Annotated in this window: 20 protein-coding genes; 12 read left to right on the plus strand and 8 right to left on the minus strand. The window is 66.7% G+C overall.

The features are described from left to right. Window positions 1-27: 27 nt before the first annotated feature. Complete coding sequence (locus NE2_RS05690) at window positions 28-1,308, minus strand: FAS1-like dehydratase domain-containing protein (RefSeq protein WP_063024475.1); 1,281 nt, start codon at window positions 1,306-1,308, stop codon at window positions 28-30. 172 nt (window positions 1,309-1,480) lie between these two features. Between NE2_RS05690 and NE2_RS05695 the strand changes: the two genes are divergently transcribed. Beyond that, entirely contained in the window at window positions 1,481-2,290 is an 810-nt protein-coding gene (locus tag NE2_RS05695) for a FadR/GntR family transcriptional regulator (protein ID WP_063024477.1), read from the plus strand. 83 nt (window positions 2,291-2,373) lie between these two features. Here the strand turns inward: NE2_RS05695 and NE2_RS05700 are convergent, their stop codons facing one another. Together NE2_RS05700 and NE2_RS05705 are read right to left on the minus strand one after the other, a co-directional pair. Next, window positions 2,374-3,876 (minus strand): class I adenylate-forming enzyme family protein, encoded by a 1,503-nt coding sequence (locus NE2_RS05700; protein WP_063024479.1) that lies wholly within the window; start codon window positions 3,874-3,876, stop codon window positions 2,374-2,376. A gap of 34 nt (window positions 3,877-3,910) precedes the next feature. Continuing rightward, complete coding sequence (locus NE2_RS05705) at window positions 3,911-4,219, minus strand: hypothetical protein (protein WP_063024481.1); 309 nt, start codon at window positions 4,217-4,219, stop codon at window positions 3,911-3,913. Between the two features lie 200 nt (window positions 4,220-4,419). On the opposite strand from NE2_RS05705, the gene NE2_RS05710 reads away from it, so the two are divergent. From NE2_RS05710 to NE2_RS05720, 3 genes are all read left to right on the plus strand, one after another. Further along, the gene (locus NE2_RS05710; RefSeq protein ID WP_063024642.1) at window positions 4,420-5,178 is read left to right on the plus strand and encodes an SDR family NAD(P)-dependent oxidoreductase; all 759 of its coding nucleotides are present in this window, start codon (window positions 4,420-4,422) and stop codon (window positions 5,176-5,178) included. Between the two features lie 29 nt (window positions 5,179-5,207). Next, window positions 5,208-7,349, plus strand: coding sequence for an acyl-CoA dehydrogenase family protein (locus tag NE2_RS05715; RefSeq protein WP_063024483.1), 2,142 nt, complete (start codon window positions 5,208-5,210; stop codon window positions 7,347-7,349). A 108-nt stretch (window positions 7,350-7,457) separates the two neighbouring features. Next, on the plus strand, window positions 7,458-8,360 hold the full coding sequence (locus NE2_RS05720; protein ID WP_167356705.1) for an acyl-CoA thioesterase: 903 nt from the start codon (window positions 7,458-7,460) through the stop codon (window positions 8,358-8,360). Between the two features lie 7 nt (window positions 8,361-8,367). On the opposite strand, the gene NE2_RS05725 is transcribed toward NE2_RS05720, so the two are convergent. Next, entirely contained in the window at window positions 8,368-9,180 is an 813-nt protein-coding gene (locus tag NE2_RS05725) for an enoyl-CoA hydratase (RefSeq protein WP_063024485.1), read from the minus strand. A 128-nt stretch (window positions 9,181-9,308) separates the two neighbouring features. Here NE2_RS05725 and NE2_RS05730 point away from each other — a divergent pair, with 128 nt between their 5' ends. Together NE2_RS05730 and NE2_RS05735 are read left to right on the plus strand one after the other, a co-directional pair. Then, the gene (locus tag NE2_RS05730) at window positions 9,309-10,058 is read left to right on the plus strand and encodes an enoyl-CoA hydratase/isomerase family protein (RefSeq protein WP_063024487.1); all 750 of its coding nucleotides are present in this window, start codon (window positions 9,309-9,311) and stop codon (window positions 10,056-10,058) included. Between the two features lie 214 nt (window positions 10,059-10,272). Continuing rightward, entirely contained in the window at window positions 10,273-11,289 is a 1,017-nt protein-coding gene (locus NE2_RS05735; RefSeq protein ID WP_063024489.1) for a DUF2889 domain-containing protein, read from the plus strand. A gap of 42 nt (window positions 11,290-11,331) precedes the next feature. Here the strand turns inward: NE2_RS05735 and NE2_RS05740 are convergent, their stop codons facing one another. The 3 genes from NE2_RS05740 to NE2_RS05745 all read right to left on the minus strand — a co-directional run bounded on the left by NE2_RS05740 (window position 11,332) and on the right by NE2_RS05745 (window position 14,200). Then, window positions 11,332-11,982, minus strand: coding sequence for a TetR/AcrR family transcriptional regulator (locus NE2_RS05740; RefSeq protein ID WP_063024491.1), 651 nt, complete (start codon window positions 11,980-11,982; stop codon window positions 11,332-11,334). Between the two features lie 70 nt (window positions 11,983-12,052). After that, entirely contained in the window at window positions 12,053-12,199 is a 147-nt protein-coding gene (locus NE2_RS35470; RefSeq protein ID WP_157110922.1) for a hypothetical protein, read from the minus strand. A 456-nt stretch (window positions 12,200-12,655) separates the two neighbouring features. After that, window positions 12,656-14,200: a sensor histidine kinase gene (locus NE2_RS05745; RefSeq protein ID WP_063024493.1), complete on the minus strand. Its 1,545-nt coding sequence runs from the start codon at window positions 14,198-14,200 to the stop codon at window positions 12,656-12,658. Window positions 14,201-14,415: 215 nt separating this feature from the next. Between NE2_RS05745 and NE2_RS05750 the strand changes: the two genes are divergently transcribed. Beyond that, entirely contained in the window at window positions 14,416-14,787 is a 372-nt protein-coding gene (locus tag NE2_RS05750) for a response regulator (RefSeq protein ID WP_307617224.1), read from the plus strand. Here the strand turns inward: NE2_RS05750 and NE2_RS05755 are convergent. Then, window positions 14,765-15,421, minus strand: a complete 657-nt coding sequence (locus NE2_RS05755) for a response regulator (RefSeq protein ID WP_063024501.1) — start codon at window positions 15,419-15,421, stop codon at window positions 14,765-14,767. The genes NE2_RS05750 and NE2_RS05755 overlap by 23 nt on opposite strands. Window positions 15,422-15,673: 252 nt before the next feature. On the opposite strand from NE2_RS05755, the gene NE2_RS05760 reads away from it, so the two are divergent. The 5 genes from NE2_RS05760 to NE2_RS05780 all read left to right on the plus strand — a co-directional run bounded on the left by NE2_RS05760 (window position 15,674) and on the right by NE2_RS05780 (window position 20,921). Continuing rightward, window positions 15,674-16,333, plus strand: a complete 660-nt coding sequence (locus NE2_RS05760; RefSeq protein WP_063024645.1) for an MIP/aquaporin family protein — start codon at window positions 15,674-15,676, stop codon at window positions 16,331-16,333. 25 nt (window positions 16,334-16,358) lie between these two features. Further along, window positions 16,359-17,003 carry an HD domain-containing protein gene (locus tag NE2_RS05765; protein WP_063024503.1) on the plus strand — a complete coding sequence of 215 codons (645 nt, stop codon included), beginning with the start codon at window positions 16,359-16,361 and terminating at the stop codon, window positions 17,001-17,003. A 33-nt stretch (window positions 17,004-17,036) separates the two neighbouring features. After that, a complete protein-coding gene (locus NE2_RS05770; RefSeq protein WP_063024505.1) occupies window positions 17,037-17,513 on the plus strand; it encodes a Dps family protein in 477 nt (158 codons plus the stop codon). Window positions 17,514-17,628: 115 nt separating this feature from the next. Beyond that, entirely contained in the window at window positions 17,629-20,004 is a 2,376-nt protein-coding gene (locus NE2_RS05775) for an acetyl-CoA acetyltransferase (protein WP_063024647.1), read from the plus strand. Further along, the gene (locus tag NE2_RS05780; protein ID WP_063024646.1) at window positions 20,001-20,921 is read left to right on the plus strand and encodes a LysR family transcriptional regulator; all 921 of its coding nucleotides are present in this window, start codon (window positions 20,001-20,003) and stop codon (window positions 20,919-20,921) included. Before NE2_RS05775 ends, NE2_RS05780 begins: the two co-directional genes overlap by 4 nt. Window positions 20,922-20,969 lie beyond the last annotated feature (48 nt).

A 20,969-nucleotide genomic window follows, 5' to 3' on the forward strand; every position in this document is an offset into this window, starting at 1 on the left:
CACGGCTGGAATCGGTTGGCGGAACGGTCAGTTGGCGGTGCCGCGAGCCGCCGCGCGCAACTCACCGTGGCGAGCCAGCATCTGCGCGGCGACCACCTCGAGCTCCTTCGGCGGAGACGGCAGGACGACCAGACCGTGCTCGCGGCTGGGCAGGGCGATGGTGGCGGTCGCCGGGCAGGTGACCTCACCGCGCTGGCTGGTGCCGCGGAATTCGACGTCGACCAGGTAGCGATCGCCCTCGACACGCTTGCCGACGACCTCACCGGTGATGGTGTGCGTGTCGCCCTGGTAGTTGAACTTCCGCATCTGACTGGACATGCTCACCAGCCATCCCTCGTCGCCCATCCAGTCTGTGAGGTAGTGCGAGAGCCAGCAGTCGCGCATCATGCCGTAGTCGTAGGCGGCGGGCAGTCCGATGGAGCGGGCGTAGTCGCTGTCCCAGTGAATGCGTTGTGCGACATCGGGAATGCCCTGCTCGTTGGGAATGTAGAACGGCGCGATGCGCTGGCGATTCAGGTAGGTCAGGCGCCCGGTCGAGGGTGTGTAGGGCGCGAAACCGTAACCGCCGGAATGGAAGACGACCATATCGGTGGTGGTCAGCGGCCCCTTGGCCATCGTGCCGAGGCTTTCACCGACCGAAACGTCCTCCCAGTACCGGGTATTCGCGCCTCGGCGCTGCTCGGCCGCATAGATCTCGTCGATCTTCGAGATGTCCTCGGGGGTGTAGGAGGCCGGTTCGATTCCCTGATATTTGTTGCGTTTCTTCGACTCGTGACGTTCGGTGTGGATCGTGATGACCTTCTGCACCTGCACGACCTCGGCGCGCTGATTCATCTGGACGTGCGAGCGCGTGACGATCAAGGAGCGGCCGGCGAATTCGGACTCCTTGAGCTCCACATCGCTGAAGCCCTGGAAGGAGTACAGAGTGTCGCCGTCATATACCGGGCGATACCAGTCGGTGGTGGTGCCGGACACGAAAACGTGGATGCCACGGAAAGACGGGCGGCGCTGGTCCTTCGGAACCGGATCCGCGCGCAGATCCCGAGTAAGGGCGATATTGATCATCGGCGGCGCGATCTGCCCACCCCAGCGGGTGTCCAGGCCGTACTCCTCGTCGACGAACAGCGGATTGTCGTCGCCGTAGCTGCGCGCGAAATTGCGCATGACATCAGGTGTGGCGCGGGTGAACTGCTCGCGCTGCGTCACCGCGTGGTAGGTGCCGACCAGGTCGTGCGCGCGCTGAATATCCTCTTCGCGGAAGGTGTACACCTGCGGTGCGTCCTTCTGCTTTTCTTCCGCCGTCGTCATCGGTACTACCTCCGTGATCGTGAGCTGATGCGGGCCCGCGCTGCGATTCGGCGGCCGAGCCTCGTACCCGAGGGGCGCACTTCCACCTTACATAGAAAGTAAACTAAGTAAAAGACGTTGGCCCAAAGTTCGACTGAGCTCGTTATCTAAGTTAACGAGGTAGACTAACCGGATGAGCACCACCGACGCCTCCTCGCCCCGGGAACTCGAACCAGGGCTTTCGGTGCGTGCGCCGAAGACCGCGGAGCTGGTGGCCATGCGGCTGCGGAGCAAGATCGTGCACGGCGAACTCGTCGCCGGCGATGTGCTGCCGACCGAGGCGCAACTGATGGAGCAGTTCGGCGTGTCTCGTCCGACGCTGCGCGAAGCCATTCGTATTCTCGAGGCCGAGTCGCTGATCAGCAGCAGGCGCGGCACGCGCGGCGGCGCGCAGGTCACCGGGCCCGACATCGGCGTCGCCGCACGTTATGTGGGGTTGATCCTGCAACTGCAGGGCACCACGCTCGCCGATGTGTACGAGGCCCGGATGATCTCCGAGCCCGCGTGCGCGGGCCTGCTGGCGGAGCGGCATTCCGAGCGGGACCTCCGCGATCTGCGGGCCTGCATCGAGCAATTGCACCGGCTCGGCGAGCGTGACCTCGAATCGGCCGCGGCCCTGTCCGAGTGGTCGGCACTGTCCTCACGCTTTCATCGGCTGATCACCGAACGCGCCGGCAACAGAACCCTCGCGGTGCAAGCCGGGGTCGTCCGCGACATCATCGACACCCATCACGCGCATGCGTTCACGAAAGGGGCGCGAACCGACCGGCCCGCCGAGAACTTTCACCGCAACCTGCGCTCACTCGAGAAGCTCGTCGGCCTGATCGCCGCGGGCGATCGCGAAGGCGCCCAGAGCCATTGGACCGAGCATATGCGCGCGGCGGGCAAGGGACTGTTTCGCGACGGCTCCGGCCAGACCACCATCGTCGACCTGTTCGCCTGAGATCCACTGCACCAGCATCGGGCCGAAACCAACTGTGCCCCTTCCATATTCGGAAGGGGCACAGTCGTCGACCGAGGTGCGTGTCAGACCGCGACATCGTCGGCGACGATCCGCTCCAGCACGTGGCGACGAACCAACTTTCCGGTCTCGGTACGTGGCAATTCGTCCCAGTAGACGATCCGCTCGGGTGTTTTACTGCCGCGCAGCACACTACGCACGTGCGCGCGCAGCTCGTCGGGATCCAGTGTCATGCCCGGGCGGACCACCACGGCCGCCTCGATCCGCTGGCCCCACTCCTCGTCCGGCACCCCGACGACGGCGGTATCGAGCACCGCGGGGTGGCGCAGGATGACGTCCTCGATCTCCGCCGGCGCGATATTCTCCGCGCCGCGAATGATCGTGTCGTCCATCCGCCCGCCGATGTAGAGGTAACCGTCCTCGTCGACGTACCCCTGATCGCGGGTGTTGAAGAAGCCGCGGGCGTCGACCGCACGCCCGATACCCGCGTACTCGGCGGACACCTGCTCGCCGCGCACGCAGATGCTGCCGGTGATCCCGGGCGCGACCACCGCGTCGTCGACGTCGCGGATCTCGAGATCGACGCCGGGCACCACCCTGCCGACCGATCCCAGCCGCGCGCGCACGGCGGGCTCGTCGCTGGCGAGCGCGGCCCGATGGTCTTCCGGGCCGAGCACCGCGACGGTGGAACTGGTCTCGGTGAGTCCGTAGGCGTTGACGAAGCCGACCTCCGGCCACATCCGCAACGCCTTCTCGATCACGGAGGTGGGCATCGGCGCCCCGCCGTAGGCGAGGCTGCGCAGCGACGGCAGCGCCTTGTCCTCGTCGGAATCGACGATCCGGGCCAGCATCGTGGGGACGACCAGCGCGTTGGTGATCTCCTCCTCGCGCGCGAGCCGCAGCCACTGGCCGGGCGTGAACCGTTCGAGCACCAGGGTGCGCCGGCCCGAATACAGGCTGGTGATCGCATTCGCCACTGCCGCAATGTGATACGGCGGCACACTGATCAACGCGGCATCGCTCGGCTCGGCGGAGGCGAACTCGACCGATCCGAACACGTAGGAGGTCAGGTTCTCGTGCCGCAGCAGCACGCCCTTGGGCGCCGAGGTGGTGCCGCTGGTGTAGATCACAACCGCGGGCGCGTCGGTCTCCTCGAGGTCCGGGGACGCGTCGGCGAAAGCGGGCTCTGCGGTCCTGACCAGCCATTGTTCCGGTGTCAGCACACTCAGCCCGGCTGCCTGGAGGGTCGGCAGCTGCGCGTCGTCGGCGATGCCGATCGCCCGCGGGTGGTTCGCCAGCAACGACTGGAGTTGCTCGGCGCCGAGCCGGTAGTTCACCGGCACCAGCGGAACCCCCGCCCGCGCCGCGGCGAACATGGCGACGGGGAAGGCCGGGCCGTTGACCGCCAGGTAGACCACCGAGTCCGCACCGGATTCGCGAATCGCGGCCGCACCTGTCGCGGCCATCTCAGCGAGCCGTGCGGCGGTGATGCCGCCCTCGCGGCGACCGATCACCACACGGTCCCCGAAACCGTCGATCGCCATGTCCAGCAGCATCGTCAGATTCATTCGAAATACTCCAAAGTTCGCGGTCGCGGCGGGGTCAGTCCGAGGACGGCAGCGGTTTGGCCTGCTTGACCTCGAGCGGCCGCTCGCCCACCGCAAGCGAGCCGTCGCCCGCCTTGGTGCACAGCACCTCGAGCCCGGCCTCCTCGTCGACGTAACGCTTGCCGAGTAAGGTTCCGCCGCGGTGCGCGGGGTCGATGGCGCTGCCGTCGCCGACGCCCGCCTTGCCCACCACCATGTCCGCGCCGCCGCAGGTGAGCGCGACATCGCCCGCGGGCGCGCGCACGACGATGAGCGCTGTCGAGTCGGTGGTACTTGCCAGCGACTGGCCTACCTTCAGAATCACGGTGCCTCCATCTGTGCCTCTTACCGGACCGAGCCTTGTCACGGGGGGTGCTTTCGATACTTCACCGATCCGTGGCCCCTGTCACATAGTTAAGATAGTACTATAAGTGAGCGAAGCAAGACCCACCACACACCTTCGTGGGAACCCCCCGCCTGGCGGCCGTCATCCGGGCCCGGCGAATCAGCGGACAGGAAGCGCATATGGAGATCAACGGTAAGAACGCGATCGTCGTCGGCGGCGCCTCGGGTATGGGCAAGGCCAGCGCGCAGGCCCTCACCGCGGCGGGGGCGAAGGTCGCGATCCTCGACCGGGAGTCCAGCGATGGCAAGGCGGTCGCCGAGGAGATCGGTGGCATCTTCCACGCCATCGACATCACCGATTTCGAGGGCGCCGGGGCCACCCTCGCGGCCGCCGAGGCCGAATTGGGCAGCCTGCACATCGCCGTCAACACCGCGGGTGGCGGCACCGTGAAGAAGACCCTCGGCCGCAGCGGCCCACACGATCTCGAGAGCTTCCGTCAGGTCGTCGATCTGAACCTGATCGCCACGTTCAACCTGAACCGGCTGCAGGCGTTCCACATGAGCAAGAACGAGCCCGAGGATTCCGAGCGCGGCGTCATCATCAACACCTCCTCGATCGCGGCGTTCGAGGGGCAGATCGGCCAGGTCGCCTACACCGCCTCGAAGGCCGGCATCGCGGGGATGGCGCTGGTGATGGCTCGCGACTTGGGCCCGCAGGGGATCCGGGTCCTGGCCATCGCGCCGAGCCTGTTCGCCACCGGCGCCACCGCGGCGTTCACCGACGAGCAGGTCGCGCCGCTGGTCGCCGATGCCGCGTTCCCGAAGCGGATGGGGCGGCCGGAGGAGTACGCGAAGCTCGCGCTCGCGATCGTCGACAATCAGATGCTGAACGGTCAGTGCTTGCGCCTGGACGCCGGCCAGCGGTTCGCGCCCCGCTGATTTCGATTCGCACCAGCTAGGAGATTCCCATGCCGTTGGCACTGACCGAGGACCACCTCGCCATCGCGGAGGCGGTCCGATCCTTCCTCACCGATCAGAAGGCACACGACCTCGCGCGCCGTCTGCTCGACGATCCGGAAACCGACGTCGCCGGGCTGTGGAAACAGCTCGCCGGTCTCGGCTGGCTCGGGTTGCATCTGCCGAGCGAATTCGGTGGCGACGATTACGGGCTGCCCGAATTGGCCGTCGTCGCGGAGGAACTCGGCGCCGTGGTCGCGCCGCTGCCGTTCATTGCGACCGTCGTCGCCTCGTCCGTACTCGCCGCCTCCGGCGCCGATGCCGCGAAGAAGGCGCTGCTGCCCGGTTTCGCGGACGGCTCGTGGACAGCGGGGCTCGGTCTGCGTGGCACGCTGGTAGCCGATGATTCGGGCGCGGTGAGCGGTGATGCCGGTTACGTCGTCGGCGCGGGCTCGGCAACCCTGCTCGCGGTGCGCGTCGGAGACGATATCGCTCTGGTGGCGGCAGCCGCCGACGGAGTCGGCTCGCAGGCCGTCGAGGCGCTCGATCCCACCCTGCAGATCCGCACCGTACGACTACGGAACGTCACCCCCGAAGCACTCCTGCCGGGTGCGGCCGCGACCGCCGTCCGCACTGCCCGCACCCTCGGCGCCGCGGAGGCCGCCGGCGGCGCCCGGGCCACGCTCGAGCACGCGCTCGGCTACGCGAAGGTGCGTGAGCAGTTCGGCCGCACCATCGGCTCCTTCCAGGCGGTCAAACACCACCTGGCGAATATGCTGGCCGGTTCCGAACTCGCCGTCGCCACGGCCTGGGATGCCGCCCGCGCGGGTGTGCACGGCGAACAGGGCACGCTGAGCGCAAGTGTCGCGGGGGCGACCGCCTACGACGAATACGTCCGCAATGCCGAGAAGAGCCTGCAGGTCCACGGCGGTATCGGCTTCACCTGGGAACACGACTGCCATCTGTATCTGCGCCGCGCCCAAAGCATTCGAGCCTTGTTCGGGGCGGTGGACGACGCCTTGGCGGAGGTGTACGCGAGCGCGGTCGCGGGGGTGCGCCGCGAATACACGGTCGACCTGCCGCCGGAGGCCGAGAAGTTTCGTACCGAAGCGGCCGGCTTCGTCGCCGAATTGCGCGCCGCGCCGGAGCCCGACCGGCGCCGGATGCTGGTCGACTCGGGCTATCTGATGCCGCACTGGCGCAAGCCTTTCGGCCGCGAGGCCGGCCCCGTCGAACAACTCGTCATCGACGAGGAGTTCGCCGATGTGGAGTTGCCGAATCTGGGTATCGGCGCGTGGGTGACGCTGACGCTCAGCCAGCACGGCACGCCCGAACAGGTCGAGCGGTGGATCCGCCCGAGCCTGCTCGGCGAGTTGGTGTGGTGTCAGTTGTTCTCCGAACCCGGTGCGGGATCGGATGCGGCCGCGGTCAGCACGCGGGGCGTGCGGGTCGAGGGCGGCTGGCGGGTGACCGGGCAGAAGGTGTGGACCTCGAACGCGCAGAACTGCAACCGCGGTCTGGCCACGATCAGGACCGATCGAAACGCACCGAAACACAAGGGCATCACGGCGATGGTCATCGATCTCGAGGCGCCGGGTGTCGAGGTGCGCCCGCTGCGCGAGATCACCGGCGACGCGGTGTTCAACGAGGTGTTCTTAGACGATGTCTTCGTTCCCGACTCCGACGTCGTCGGCGACGTGAACAACGGCTGGATCGTGGCCCGGGCGACCCTCGGCAACGAGCGCGTCTCCATCGGCGGCATGGCGCACGGCCGCACACCCTTCGATCTGATCGATCTGGTCCATCTCGGCGGCGACAGCACCGCGGCGATACGCGAAGTCGCGGGCCTGCTCGCCAAAGAGCAGGCACTGCAGGTGCTGAACCTGCGCCACGTCGCACGCGCCGTGACAGGTGCTGCCCCAGGTCCCGAGGGCAGCGTCACCAAGATGCTCTCGGCCGAACATCTGCAGCACACCGCCGAGGCGGGTATGCGGCTCGCGGGCGAGGCTGCGGTGGTCGGTCAGCTTCCCGAGGTGAGTCGCGACTATCTGTTCGGGCGGGCACACACCATCGCGGGTGGCACCTCGGAGATCAACCGCAACGTGATCGCCGAGCGGCTGCTGGGACTGCCCCGGGAACAGCTCGCACGATGACCCCGGACTCCCGATAGGGCGAGGGCCCCGCATCATTCGATGCCGGGGCCTTCGCCGTTGCTGCGATCGATTGCGCGACAAGTATCACCTAGTTATACACTTAGGCGTATGTCCAGCATCCCCGAGACCGGCGCCGTCGATCTACTACACGGTCACCGCCCACCGCTGCGGCGCATCCTCGAACTCGAGGAGGTCGACACCGATCTCTACCTGGGCCGCTCCTACAACGACGCGGCGTTGCGTATCTACGGCGGACAGGCCGTCGCTCAAGCCCTGATCGCCGCCGGACGGACGGTGCCCCCGGAGCGCCGGGCACATTCGCTGCACGGACATTTCATACACCCCGGCAATCCGCAGGCGCCGGTGCTCTACCACGTCGAAAGAGTCAGGGACGGTGGGAGTTTCACGACCCGATCGGTGCGGGCCACCCAAGGTGGGGTGACCATCTTCCTGCTGACCACATCTTTCCAGCGACCCGAGCAGGGGTTCTCGCACCAAGCCCGCGAAACCACCGCCCCTGCCCCCGAACAGCTTCCCGCGTTCGAAGATTCGGTGGACTCCGCCTATCTGGCCGACGCCGCGTGGCTGCCACAGCTGCGCGCGAATGTCGCCGTCGAGTTCCGGTTCCCGGAGGAGTATCCGCGAATTGCCAACGCGCGCGGCGAATCCCGGCCACCGCGCCAGCGAGCCTGGGTCCGCACCGCCACCGCGCTCGCTGACGACCCCTTGGTCCAGGCGGCGGGGTTCGCCTACACCTCGGACCTGTTCCTGCTGTCGTCGGCGCTACCTCCGCACGCCGTCACCATCGATGAGCCGGGTATGCAGCTGGCCAGCCTCGACCACTCGGTGTGGTTGCACGCGGACTTCCGCTCCGACGAGTGGCACCTCTACGAACAGGAAGGGTTGTGGACCGGCGGTGGGCGTGGCCTGGCCCGCGGCCACCTCTACGACCGCGACGGCGTGCTGGTGGCCAGCACCATGCAGGAGGGGCTGCTACGCCTGCGGAAGTAGCCGCAACTCACCCGTGGCGCACGCTCTGATTCTGTGCGCGCCCCCGGTCGATGACGGCGTTGCGGCGGTCGGCGACCTGGGACGGATCGAACTGCGCCATCCATGCCCGCGACGTGGCGTCTTCGACGTCGAGCGCCGGATCGACGAGATGGGCCTCGGCGAGCCGGTAGGACTCGAGCAACGTGCGGACGCCGTTCTGGTCGTTTCCGACCACCGATACCGCGACTTCCATCGCGGTCGGCAGCAGCTGGTCGTGTGCGACCACCTCGGTCACCAGTCCGATGCGCAGGGCGGTTGCGGCATCGACGAAATCCCCCGACAGACTCATCCGGCGAGCGAAGCCGCGCCCGACCGCCGCGGGCAGCCGTGAGGTGAGGCCCCAGCCGGGCAACACACCGACTCGAGCGTGGGTGTCGGCGAATCTCGCACGCTCGGAGGCGATCAGGAAGTCGCACGCGAGAGCCAGCTCCAATCCGCCGGTGATCGCCGCACCGTTGACGGCGCCGATCACGGGCTTGGACAGCGGACGCCATGGGTGACCGACCGGGACTTCCGCAGCGGCGATCCGGGCGGCATTGTCTCCGGTCGCACCCAGCTCACGCAGATCCAGCCCCGCACAGAACGCCGGATCGGCGCCGGTCAGAATGATCACATCCACCCGGGCATCGTCGTCGGCGGCGGTGAGTTCGTGGCGCAATGCCTCGATCAGACTGCTGGTCAACGCATTTCGCGCCGCCGGGCGGTTCAGGGTGAGGATGCGAACCCCGCCCCGCTGTTCGGTGAGCAGTATCGGCCCCATCGAATTATCGGCATTGGTCATTTGCGCTCCTCGTCGAGTTCACGGCCGATTTCCTGCCACCAATCCTACGCCACTTGTTAATCTAAGTTATCTACGTGCAGCGGACGACAGCACTTTCCATCTGCACCCGCGCGGCCCGAGGAGCATCAGTGAGCGTCACGATCGACAGAGTCGAACACGCCGCAGTCGTCACCCTGCGCTGGCCCGAGCGGCGAAACGCCCTCGGGCCACAGGAGGCCGGCGAAGTCGCCGAGGCGATCGGGGAAGCGGCAGCCAGTGATGCCGCAGCCTTGGTGCTGACCGGGGAAAGGGCCTTCTGCGCCGGCGGTGATCTGCCCTCGATCCTGTCGGCGATCGACGGTGCCGCCCCCGCGGACGTCGAACGCATCGTGTACGACCGCTTCCAGAAACTCGCCCGGGCACTGCGCGGATCCCGCATCCCCACGATCGCCGCGGTGAACGGCGCCGCCATCGGCCTCGGACTCGACCTCGCCCTATGGTGCGATCGGCGATTCGTGGCCCCCTCGGCGCGACTGGGCCAGGGCTGGGCGCGTATGGGGCTGATACCCGGGACAGGTGGCGCCGCCTTGCTCGAGCGCCTGGCGCCCGGCCTGCTCTGGAAATTGCTGGGCACCGGCGGTGACCTCACCGTCGAGGAAGCCGCCGCTCACGGAATCGCCGAGGTCGCCGCAGATCCCGTCGCGGCAGCTGTCGAGTTCGCGTCGGCACTGTCCCGCGCGGGCACAGACGCCCTGGCCGGATACGTAGAGCTCACCCGAACCGGATTGCCGGACGACCACTACCTCCACGAATGCGCCCGGCTCCAGTCACACCGACTCACCTCGGCCGATTTCGCCCATCGGGTGGAGCGCTCCGGGCTGACCGCCAGGAATACGTAATCGCGATACCGACCGCGCGATCGCACTGCACCCCCGCCACCGACGACGAATTCATCGGGCGAGGATCTTTCCGGGGTCCACGTTCCGGTACCGGAGCACGGCTATGTATCCCGCAGTGATAACTTACCAAGTACACCTCGTGCTCGGGGCAAAGGTTCGCCTCGACGGCATCGTGAAGTGAGCCGGTGCGCGACCGATTCGAAGGAGGTCCGTCTTGGTTGTCGAGATACCGTTCGGCCTCGTTGCCAGAGGCCCGGCCGACCCGACTCCGCTGCGCCGGCCCGGATCCGTGCGGCGCACCTCGAGTATCGACATGCACTGGCCCGACGGCCCCGGCACTCAGCTCCGAATGCTCGGGCGCGCACGAGATCTGTTGACCCCCAACGACGGTCGCGATCCGATCGTGCTGCGCGAGGACAGCATGCGCGCAGGCGTGAACTCCGCTACCCGCACGATCGAGGATATAGCGGCAACCCCCGCTCGCGCGAATCTGACGCAGCTGATCGGTGCCCGCGGCGGCGGCAATTCCCGCGCGGTGCTCGCCGAGGCGATGGCCGACGAGGCCGCGGCCGGCACTCCGCTGTATCTGTTGTTGGACGATATCGCGGGCTGCTCACTCATCGCCGGGTTCGCTTATTCCCGATGGATCGACCGCGACCTGCTCATGCGGGAAATCAGTGCCGCGCCGGTGCGCGATATGACCGGTATCTGCACGGGATTCCAGCCCGGTTCCGGCGCCCTGATGCCCGACGGCTCATCCGCATGGAACCACCAGGTCCAGCCGGTAGAACCGCTTCCCCGACCCGGCGATCCGGTGAGTTGGCATGCGCTGGAAGAGATCACGGAGATGGCGATGCGCCGGGCCCGCCGCATCGACGTGCACGTCGGCGAGGTGATCACGATCGACTCGATGTTCCAGGACAGTTCGACGGTGCCGACCGGCGGCCGCGTCGCGGTGCACGAGTATCGGCTCACCGCCACCGCGGATCCGGCCTCCGGTGAATTGCTCACGATCGATGCCGACCCCCGAGTGCTGCCCTACGACGAGTGCCCCCTCGCCTCCCGCAATGTCGAAAAGATCCTCGGCACACCGCTTTCCGAGTTGCGCACCGTCGTGCTGGATACGTTCCCCGGCACCGAGGGCTGTACACACCTCAACGACGCGATGCGCGCGCTCGCGGAGGTTCCCACCCTGGTCCGCGCCCTGCACGATGATAGCGATCGCCGCTGAACCGAACCACCACGGCCGCCGCCCCACGGAACTCTCTGCGGCTCAAGCGATTCCGATCCCACCCAGACAGAACCGCAGCAGTTGCTCACGATCAGCCGCCGTCGGCACTGTGCCGCTGTCGTGATACCGGGAGGTCATGCCGAGCACCAGCGTCTGCACGAACAGCGCATTGCGCTGGTGATCGACCACCCCAGCATCGGCCAGAATCGTGTCGAGAAGGTCCAGAATCCGCACGAAGCCGACGGGTTCGATCTCACTGTCGCCCCGGGCAACCCGCCCGACATTCCACAGAATCACCGCGCTCAGTTCCGACAGACGAGCATCTTCGATCTGCGCCAGTACCCCATCGATCCAGGCTCGAATCCGATCGTGCACGCCGGAGTACTTCGATACCCGGTGCTCGAGGTAGCTGTGCAGGGTCAGCAACCCCTGCTCGTAAGTGGCCACGATGACGTCGTCGCGACTGCGGAAGTGCCGGTAGAACGCTTGATTCGTCACCCCCGCGGCGCGCACGATTTCGGCAACCGTCGGCACCTCGGTCCGCCCCTTGCGAAGCATGACCTCCTGTGTCGCCCGGATCAGCTCCTTGACCTCGTCGTCGTAGCGCGCCTGCCTGGCCGGATTGGCGACCCTACGCAGGTGACGACCACCGGAAACCACCGAATCCGCGCCTTTCGGGCTGCCACCGGTCACGTGCGGACTCCCTGATCTCAGAACGACAGTTTGGAAACAGTGTTCCAACTCTAGCGTCGTAATCGAACACCTAGAGGTCGGCTTTCCGCCGGCGGGTTCCGCCGGTTCGATCGCGATAGGCCTCGGCTTGCGGCTCGATGGCGCGGGCGGCGTTCTCGATCGCGGCGATCAAATCCTTCGCCTCGGCATCGGGCAGGTCCGCGAACAGGCTGCGCAACGTCGGCGTCGCGTCGAGCGCTGGTGGAATTGGCGAGCAATTCCACCAGCGCGGGCGTCCGTATGCAATCGAGGACGGCGACCTCGCTACCCGGTCAGGGAGTTGTCCACGGCCAAATGCATCGAGGTCAACGCGGCATTCGACAACGCTCGACCCAGGCGGCGCAGCTCCGACAGATCCATCGGCCTCAGTATCCCGAAGCAACTTCCCACCGGACCGCGCGGGCCGATCTCCCCGGCGACACCGCGCCGCACGCTTACACCGCACACGCCGGTGGCCGGGGCACACCATCCGCTCCTCCTGCAAGACCTGGTCGCCGACGGATGTACCCCGTACGCGCTTCGTACTGGCGATTTCGCTGCCCATCCCCTGCCTGGTGATTCCCAGAACGTGGCCCGTGCCGAACCGAACCGAAAACGTGCTGCTCGAGTCTGGTCACGTGGTGACGACGCGGCGTCATTCGGCAGGAACGGGGATTGCCGCGGTCAGGGTGGTGCCGTGGCCGATGTGGCTGGTGATGTGCAGGTGGCCGCCGAGCGCTTCGATTCGGTCGGTCAGGCCGGTCAGCCCGGACCCCTTGCCGGGGTCGGCTCCGCCCACTCCATCGTCATGAATCCGTAGACACAGACCGCCGTCGTTCATCGTCGCACGTAAGGTCACCTCGGACGCCTGCGCGTGTTTGACCGCGTTCGTCAGCGCTTCCGCCGCAACGTAATACGCGGCGACCTCGGTGGATTCCGGCATGGACCGGTCGATGTCGACGGCGAGATCGACCGGGACCGCGGAGCGACGGGCGAGCGCCTTCAGCGCCGGGCCGAGTCCGCCGTTGGACAGAATGGCCGGGTGGATCCCGTGGGAGATCGCGCGCAAGTCCTCCGACACGTCGACCAACCCCCGAACGATCTGGGAGAGTTCGGTTTTCAGGGTATCCAACTCGGGAGGTACCGCGCTGCGGGCGGTCTGCAAAGCGAGTCCGAGGGAGACGAGGCGTTGTTGCGCGCCGTCGTGCAGATCACGTTCGAATCGGCGCCGAGCCTGGTCCGCGGCGACGACGATGCGGGCGCGGGAGGCTGTGAGTTCGGCGTGAGCCTCGGTATTCGCGATTGCGGTCGCGACGAGGTCGGCGAACTCGGCCAGCCGCTGCTCGGTGTCGGGCGGTAACGGCTCTCGACCTGTGGTTCCGGCGACGATCGCGCCCCATACGTGGCCGTCGACGACGATCGGAGCACCGACACCGGCGCGCAGACCATAGAAACGGATCAGCGCGGCGGCCGAGCCGGCGGCTTGGTCATGGCTGTCCATCCGTGCAGTGGTGCCGCTGTGCAGCACCATCGCCGCCACATTGTCGCCCTCGAGGGTGAATCGCATGCCGACCGGCATTCTCGGCAATTCGGGCTCGTCGCGGGCAGCGACGAGAACGGCCGAGCCGTCAGGCTGGAAACGCAGCAGGGTTGCGTTGAACACCCCGAGACAGCGGGCCGATTCCTGCGCCACGGCCGAGAACACCTCCGACGATATCGCACCGCGCGCGACGAGGGTGGCCACCCGGCGCAACGCGGCTTGTTGCCGGGCCACCCGATCGGCTTCCCGGCGTCGTCGATCGGCCTCGGCCGCGTGCGAACGGGCCAGTGTGGCAAGGGTATTGGCCGATACCGCGACGATCAGGAACACCGCGACCGTGATGGCGTTCTGCGGGGCGACCGGGCCGGATTCGGCGGGCCAGTGCCGAAAATAGTCGAAGCCGATGGCGCTGACGACCGATGTGATCATCGCCGGCCCGAGTCCCCACAGTGTGGAGATCATCAGGACCCCGAGCAGATACAGCACTCCGAACGAGTTGCCGGGAGCGATCCGCTCGAGCCCCAGCACGACCACCGTCTCCACAGCGATGACCAACGCCGCGACGGTGAGGCCGAGCGACAGCGACGGCGGCGCCGGGCGCATGGACAGTGAGAGCCAGCGGAAACGCCAGCGGCGTCCGTGTGACGGTTTCGGGATCATGATGTGTCGCTCACATCGATCATCGACGGGTATGGATGAATCCTCGGTTCCGACATCCATCGTAGCCGTCCACGTCATATCGTCATCCAGAGCAGGGCCGAGTCGGGTAGAGGTCCACTCCGTATCGGCGGGCTTTTCCGGGTAGCCGTAATGCGCGCCGGGAGCGGCGGGGGCAGACTGCGATCATGATCGCGAGGGCCGACTCTCTGTGTTGCGTGATCGTCGACGACAGCCCCCTTTTCCTGGCTGCTGCCCGAAACCTGTTGCAGCAGCAGGGAATCAGCGTTGTCGGAGTGGCAGTCACTGTCGGCGAGGCGCTGCGGCGCGTCGAGGAACTCCGGCCCGATCTGGCCCTGGTCGATATCGATCTCGGCGGAGAGAGCGGCTTCGAGCTGGCCGAGCGGCTGGCTGGGACATCGGTACCGGTTGTTCTGATATCCACTCATGCGCAACAGGATTTCGCCGACCTGATCGCGGAGAGTCCGGCGGTGGGTTTCCTGGCCAAATCGGACCTGTCGTCGGTAGCGATCCTCGCGCTGCTCGATGGACGGGACGGGGATAGGATCAGCGCGATTCGAGGAACGTGATCACCGCGAGCACTCGGCGGTGATCGTCCGCTTCCTCCGCCAGATCCAGTTTGGTCAGAATGCTGCGCACGTGCTTTTCGACCGTGCCCTCGGTGACCCACAGCTGCCGGGCGATACCGCCATTCGAACGTCCCTCGGCCATCAACGCCAGGACCTCGCGCTCGCGCGCGCTGAGCATCGCGAGCGGATCGTCGCGCCGTCGGACCGACACCAATTCCGTCACCACCATAGGGTCGACGACCGAGGCTCCTTTCGCGATTCGCCCGAGGGTGCCGATGAAGTCCTCGACGTCGGTGATCCGGCTCTTCAGCAGATAGCCGATTCCGTGCCCGCTGGCCAGCAACTCCATCGCGTGTTCGACATCGGAGTGTGCCGACAGGACGAGGATGCCGATGTCGGGAAATTCCGCACGGATGACACGGGCCGCGTCCAGTCCCTCGGTGGTGTGCGAGGGCGGCATGCGAATGTCGACCACCACCACATCGGGCGGCTCCTGCCGAACCAGCTCCAGCAGTTGCGCGGCGTCGCCGGCCTGCCCCACGACCTCGAACCCCGACCTGGCCAGCAGGCTCGCCACACCCTCGCGCAGCAGGACGTCGTCCTCGGCGAGAAGCACCCGCAGCGGGGTCGTCACCTGGGCTCGACCTCCTCGGATGCTCGGGACGCGACCGATCGGATTCGAGCATAGCCCGGGCGTATTGCAGCTGGCAGGTAGACCAGAAGTGGGGTTGGCGGGCACCGCGTATAGGCGTCAGCGCCGACGACATCGGCATCCGGACGAGCAATTCTGAGAGGTGTCCACCAGACAGATTCGAGGAGTAGTGACATGGTCACTTCCACAGAGTTCCGTTCAGCCGAGACGAACACTGCCGACACAGATATCGCGATGACCTCAGCCCACCGGCTCAGGTCGAAATATGCGGTGGAGTTGATCGGCACCTTCCTTCTCGTATTCACGGTGGGGGCGGCCGTCCGCAGCGGAAGCCAGCTCGCCCCGTTGGCCATCGGCGCGGTTCTGATGGTGATGATCTATGCCGGGGGGCACCTCTCCGGCGGGCACTACAACCCGGCGGTGACCCTGGCGGTGTTGATGCGGCGCCGGATCGAGTTTCGCGACGCCGTGCGGTATTGGGTCGCACAACTGGTCGCCGGACTGCTCGCGGCACTGGTGGTGCGTTACGTGGTGGATCCGGCACGAACCGCGACCACGCCGACCCTGACACTGACCGGTCACACGGTGGGGGCCGCGTTCGCGGTGGAACTGTTGTTCACCTTCGCGCTGTGCTACGTGATGCTCAACGTCGCCACCAGCAAGAGTCACCCTGACAACTCGTTTTACGGCCTCGCGATCGGATTCACCGTCGTCGCAGGCGCATTCGCGGTCGGCGCGATCTCCGGCGGCGCGTTCAACCCGGCGGTCACCCTCGGTGCGGCGGTGATGGGGGTCTTCGCCTGGCCGACGCTCTGGGTGTATTTCGTGGCGCAACTCCTCGCCGCCGCGGGGGCGGGCGCGGTGTTCCTCGCGCTCAACCCCGACGACAAATGACCTCAACCACTAGAAAGGCACGACAATGACGAAACCGATGCGCATCGCGGGGATCGCGATCCCCGACAGCCGGGTGGTGGCCGAGGCCACCGACCTCGTCCGCGGTATTGCTCCGGCGCTGCTGTTCCATCACTCTCGCCGCGTTTACCTGTTCGGGATGCTGCAAGGGCAACTGCGCGGGCTCGAGCCCGATCCCGAACTGCTGTATGTCGGTGCTATGTTCCACGACTTGGGGCTGACCGATGCCTATCGCACCGAGGATCGGCGCTTCGAGGTCGACGGCGCGGACGAGGCTCGCCGTTTCCTCCTCGAGCACGGCATCGAACCCGAAGCGGCACAACGGGTCTGGACTGCCATCGCCCTGCACACCACGCCCGGAATCCCCGAGCACATGGAACCCGAGATCGCACTCGTGACCGCCGGTGTCGAAACCGACGTTCTCGGCATCGGATACCACGACCTGGCACCCGCCGACATCGAAGCCGTCACCGACGCTCACCCACGGCCCGATTTCAAACGACAGATTCTCGCCGCGTTCACCAAGGGCTTCGCCGATCGTCCCGACACCACGTTCGGCACCGTCAATGCCGACGTTCTCGCCCACTTCGTCCCCGGCTTCGTCCGAACGGACTTCGTGGACGTCATCGAATCCAATCCCTGGCCCGAATAAATCGCCCCCTTCCACCTATCAGGAGCAACGATCATGACTCAGACCGAAACACGCCTCGGCTTCCACGCATCGGCACAACTGGCCGGCCACCTGCAGCGGGTCCTCGTCGACCTGACCGCCCTGCACCTGAACGGCAAACAGGCCCACTGGAACGTCGTGGGTCACAACTTCCGCGACCTCCACCTGCAGCTCGATGAGATCGTCGATGCCGCCCGCGACGCGAGCGACACCATCGCCGAACGTATGCGAGCCCTCGACGCCGTTCCCGACGGTCGGCCGCTAACAGTGTCGGCCACCACCCGATTGCCGGTACTCCCACCCGGTGAACAGGACACCTCCAGTGTCGTAGACCTGGTCACCACCCAGATCCGCACCACTGTCGCGACGATACGCGAGGTGCACGACGAGGTGGACGCCGAGGACCCGTCCACTGCCGATCTTCTACACGCCGTGATCGATCAACTCGAGAAGCTGGCATGGCTGCTCAGCTCCGAGAACCGCGGCCGATAGACGTCATCGGTGAGCCGGACCAGCCAGCGTAGCCCGGCTCACCGCGGCAAACGGGTCGACGCCGACACTCGACTGTTAGAGCACATAGTGATAATAGTTAGATATGTACTCGGGCATGACCGACCTCTCCGAACCGGACTCCTGGACCCCCGTTCTCGTCGGGGTCGGACAGTCCTCCGAACGTATCGACGATCCCGGATACCGCGGGTTGTCCGCCGTCGAACTCGCGGCCGAGGCAGCCGCCGAGGCGCTGGCCGACACGGGTGCCGACGCTGTCGCAGTAGGCGCTGCGATCGAAACCGTCGCCGCTGTCCGGCAATTCGAGATCTCCACCCCCGGGGCTCGAGCACCACTAGGCAAGTCCGACAACTATCCACGCTCGGTAGCGCGCCGAATCGGAGCCGACCCGCGTAAGGCCATACTCGAAGTCAGTGGCGGACAGTCCCCGCAACATCTGGTCACGGAAATGGCCGCGACAATCGCCCGTGGTGACCTCGAGGTAGCACTCGTCTTCGGCTCGGAGGCAATTTCCACTACCCGCCACCTCGCCAAGTCCGCCGACAAACCGGATTTCAGCGAAACCGTCGGAGGCGAGCTGGAAGATCGCGGTTACGGTCTCGAGGGCCTGTCCTCCCGCCACCTGGCCATGCACGGCCTCACCAACGCACCGAGCCAATACGCGCTGTTCGAGAATGCGCGGCGAGCACGACTGAAGCAGTCGCGGGCGGACTACGCGCTGTCCATGGGCCGCCTGTTCGAGCCCTTCTCCGCGGTGGCCGCGGCCAATCCGCACGCCGCCGCACCCGTGCAGCGGGACGCGCACGAGCTGGCTACACCGACCGAGCGCAACCGATTCATATCCGAGCCCTATCCGCGGTTTCTCGTCGCTCGCGACCAGGTCAACCAGGGTGCGGCCGTACTTCTCATGTCCGTGGCGGCCGCCCGGCGTCTCGGCGTTCCCGAAGAACGCTGGGTGTTCCTGCACGGCCATGCCGATCTTCGCGAGCCCGCACTGATGGACCGCGAGGACCTCTCGTGCGCGCCGGCGTCGGTCACGGCGGTCCGGCACGCGCTGGAAGTCGCGGGGATCGAACTGGACGAGATCGCGACGTTCGATCTGTACAGCTGCTTCCCCATCGCGGTATCCAACATCTGCGACGGCCTGGATCTGGCGCCGGACGATCCGCGCGGACTGACCCTCACCGGGGGCTTACCCTTCTTCGGCGGCGCGGGCAACAACTACTCCATGCACGCCATCGCCGAAACTGTGAACCGGCTACGTGCCCGGCCGGGCACCTTCGGTCTGGTGGGTGCCAACGGCGGCACTCTGAGCAAGTATTCGGTCGGCATCTACTCGACCGCTCCCGCCCCGTGGCGTACCGACCGTAGCGCGGAACTGCAGGCCGATATCGATGCGTGGCCTACCCCGGAGCAGGCAGCGGCCGCCGACGGCTGGGCAACCATCGAGACCTACACCGTGAAGCACGGCCGCAACGGTGATCGCACCGGTGTGGTGATCGGACGCCTCGAGGCCGATGCCCGCCGCTTCGTCGCCATGACCCAGCACGGCGACGAGGAGATTCTCGACCGGCTCGGTACCGGCGAACCGATCGGCACCCGCGTCTACGTCCGCTCGTTCGGATTCGGAAACAGGGTGACCACGGACCAGGCCCGGATGAACGAACTGTTCCCACCTCGGCCGAAGGTGCTGCGCGAGAACTACGAACACGTATCGGTCCGCCGCGAGGGTCATCTGCTCGAGATCACCATCAACCGGCCCGAGGTGCGCAACAGCTTGCACCCGCCGGCCAACGAGGAACTCGATGAGATCTTCGACGCCTACTTCGCCGATCCGGACCTCTGGGTAGCTATCCTGACCGGCGCCGGGGACAAGGCATTCTCGGCCGGGAACGACCTCGTCTACTCCGCGTCCGGGAAATCCGTCTGGGTGCCCAAGAACGGGTTCGCCGGGCTGACCAGCCGCCGGGATATGACGAAACCAGTCATCGCCGCGGTCAACGGTTTCGCCATGGGCGGCGGGTGCGAAATAGCACTCGCCTGCCATCTCATCGTCGCCGACGAGACCGCGACGTTCGCGCTGTCCGAAGTGAAAGTCGGCCTCGCTGCCGCGGCGGGCGGCCTGGTACGGCTGCCGCGCGCGATACCGGCGAAGCTCGCCAACGAGATGATACTCACCGGCAGACGCATCACCGCCGCCGAAGCCCACTCCTACGGTTTGGTCAACCGTGTGGTGGCGCCCGGTACCGCGATGGCGGGCGCCCGCGCGTTGGCAGCCGAGATTCTCGACGGCAGCCCCACCTCCGTGCGCGCCTCCCTGCAGATCATGAGCGAGACCGCCGGCATCGCCGATACCATCGACGCCGTCACCCACCTCTCGCCGGCGCTCGACGCACTCCTGCTCAGCGAAGACAGTGTCGAAGGGATGACCGCCTTCGCGCAGAAGCGACGGCCCGTATGGCGCAATCGGTGAGCGTCGACTTCACCCGCCTGAAGTACTTCGTGGCGGTCGCCGAAGAATTGCATTTCAAACGCGCGGCCGACCGTTTGCACATCACGCCGCCGCCACTGAGCAAGCAGATCAAACTGCTGGAGCGCGAGCTGGGCGGCGAGTTGTTCGCGCGCAGCTACCACGACGTGAGGCTGACACCACTCGGCGCGGCGCTCGTCGAGCCGGCTCACCGAATTCTCGACATGGTGACCGAGCTCCGAGCGACCGCGAGCAAGATCGCCGGGAGCGCCGGGCCGCTGCGCGTCGGTGCGACGGCATTCGCGCCCTCCGATTTCCTATACGCCTTCGAGGACGCGGTCAACCAATTAATCGCTGCGCCAACGGAATTCAGCCTTCCCGGCTCCGCCGCGGAGGTTGCTGCCCACCTGGTCGCCGGCCATCTCGACCTCGGCCTGATCCATTTGCCGTGTCCCGAATCCCGAGTCGACTTCCGCGTGATCTCCCGGTACCGAAGCGGTATCGCGGTACGCAACGACGATCCTTTAGCCGCACGCGAAGTCATCACGATCGATGATCTGCGGGATCGCGAGGTAGCCGTGGACATCGCACGAGCCAATCCCCTGGCTATGGCGACACTCATCCGCCGCCTCAACTCCAGTGGTGTCGCGCGAGTCGTGGAAGCCGCCGGCAGCCGCGCGAGTGAGGTCGAACTCGCGGCGCAGGTGCGGAGCAGGCGACTGGTCCTGCTGATCGCCTATGCTCCTGATTCCATTCTCGGCCGGGTCTTCTCGCCACCGCAGTTCAAGTTGATCCCCATCGACGACCAGCGGTGGAAACCGGGACAACTCGCGCTGGCGTGGTCACGCGACCGCCCGGAGCAGCATCCCGCACTCCGGGCGGCCATCGGCGAACTGATGGAGACCTTCGGCGCGGCGTGACACTTACCAGCCGGTACGCCCCCCCCGGGGGGCGAAGACATGCTGGGT

This window comes from Nocardia elegans NBRC 108235 (genome assembly GCF_001612845.1).
GTDB classification, from domain to species: domain Bacteria; phylum Actinomycetota; class Actinomycetes; order Mycobacteriales; family Mycobacteriaceae; genus Nocardia; species Nocardia nova.

What these genes read in the sequence shown, in the direction of transcription:
- NE2_RS05760 (WP_063024645.1), top strand. Translation starts at nt 15,674, where the DNA reads ATGACCTCAGCCCACCGGCTCAGGTCGAAATATGCGGTGGAGTTGATC.
- NE2_RS05745 (WP_063024493.1), bottom strand. Translation starts at nt 14,200, where the DNA reads ATGATCCCGAAACCGTCACACGGACGCCGCTGGCGTTTCCGCTGGCTC.
- NE2_RS05710 (WP_063024642.1), top strand. Translation starts at nt 4,420, where the DNA reads ATGGAGATCAACGGTAAGAACGCGATCGTCGTCGGCGGCGCCTCGGGT.
- NE2_RS05690 (WP_063024475.1), bottom strand. Translation starts at nt 1,308, where the DNA reads ATGACGACGGCGGAAGAAAAGCAGAAGGACGCACCGCAGGTGTACACC.
- NE2_RS05725 (WP_063024485.1), bottom strand. Translation starts at nt 9,180, where the DNA reads ATGACCAATGCCGATAATTCGATGGGGCCGATACTGCTCACCGAACAG.
- NE2_RS05715 (WP_063024483.1), top strand. Translation starts at nt 5,208, where the DNA reads ATGCCGTTGGCACTGACCGAGGACCACCTCGCCATCGCGGAGGCGGTC.
- NE2_RS05695 (WP_063024477.1), top strand. Translation starts at nt 1,481, where the DNA reads ATGAGCACCACCGACGCCTCCTCGCCCCGGGAACTCGAACCAGGGCTT.
- NE2_RS05770 (WP_063024505.1), top strand. Translation starts at nt 17,037, where the DNA reads ATGACTCAGACCGAAACACGCCTCGGCTTCCACGCATCGGCACAACTG.
- NE2_RS05775 (WP_063024647.1), top strand. Translation starts at nt 17,629, where the DNA reads ATGACCGACCTCTCCGAACCGGACTCCTGGACCCCCGTTCTCGTCGGG.
- NE2_RS05765 (WP_063024503.1), top strand. Translation starts at nt 16,359, where the DNA reads ATGACGAAACCGATGCGCATCGCGGGGATCGCGATCCCCGACAGCCGG.
- NE2_RS05700 (WP_063024479.1), bottom strand. Translation starts at nt 3,876, where the DNA reads ATGAATCTGACGATGCTGCTGGACATGGCGATCGACGGTTTCGGGGAC.
- NE2_RS05720 (WP_167356705.1), top strand. Translation starts at nt 7,458, where the DNA reads ATGTCCAGCATCCCCGAGACCGGCGCCGTCGATCTACTACACGGTCAC.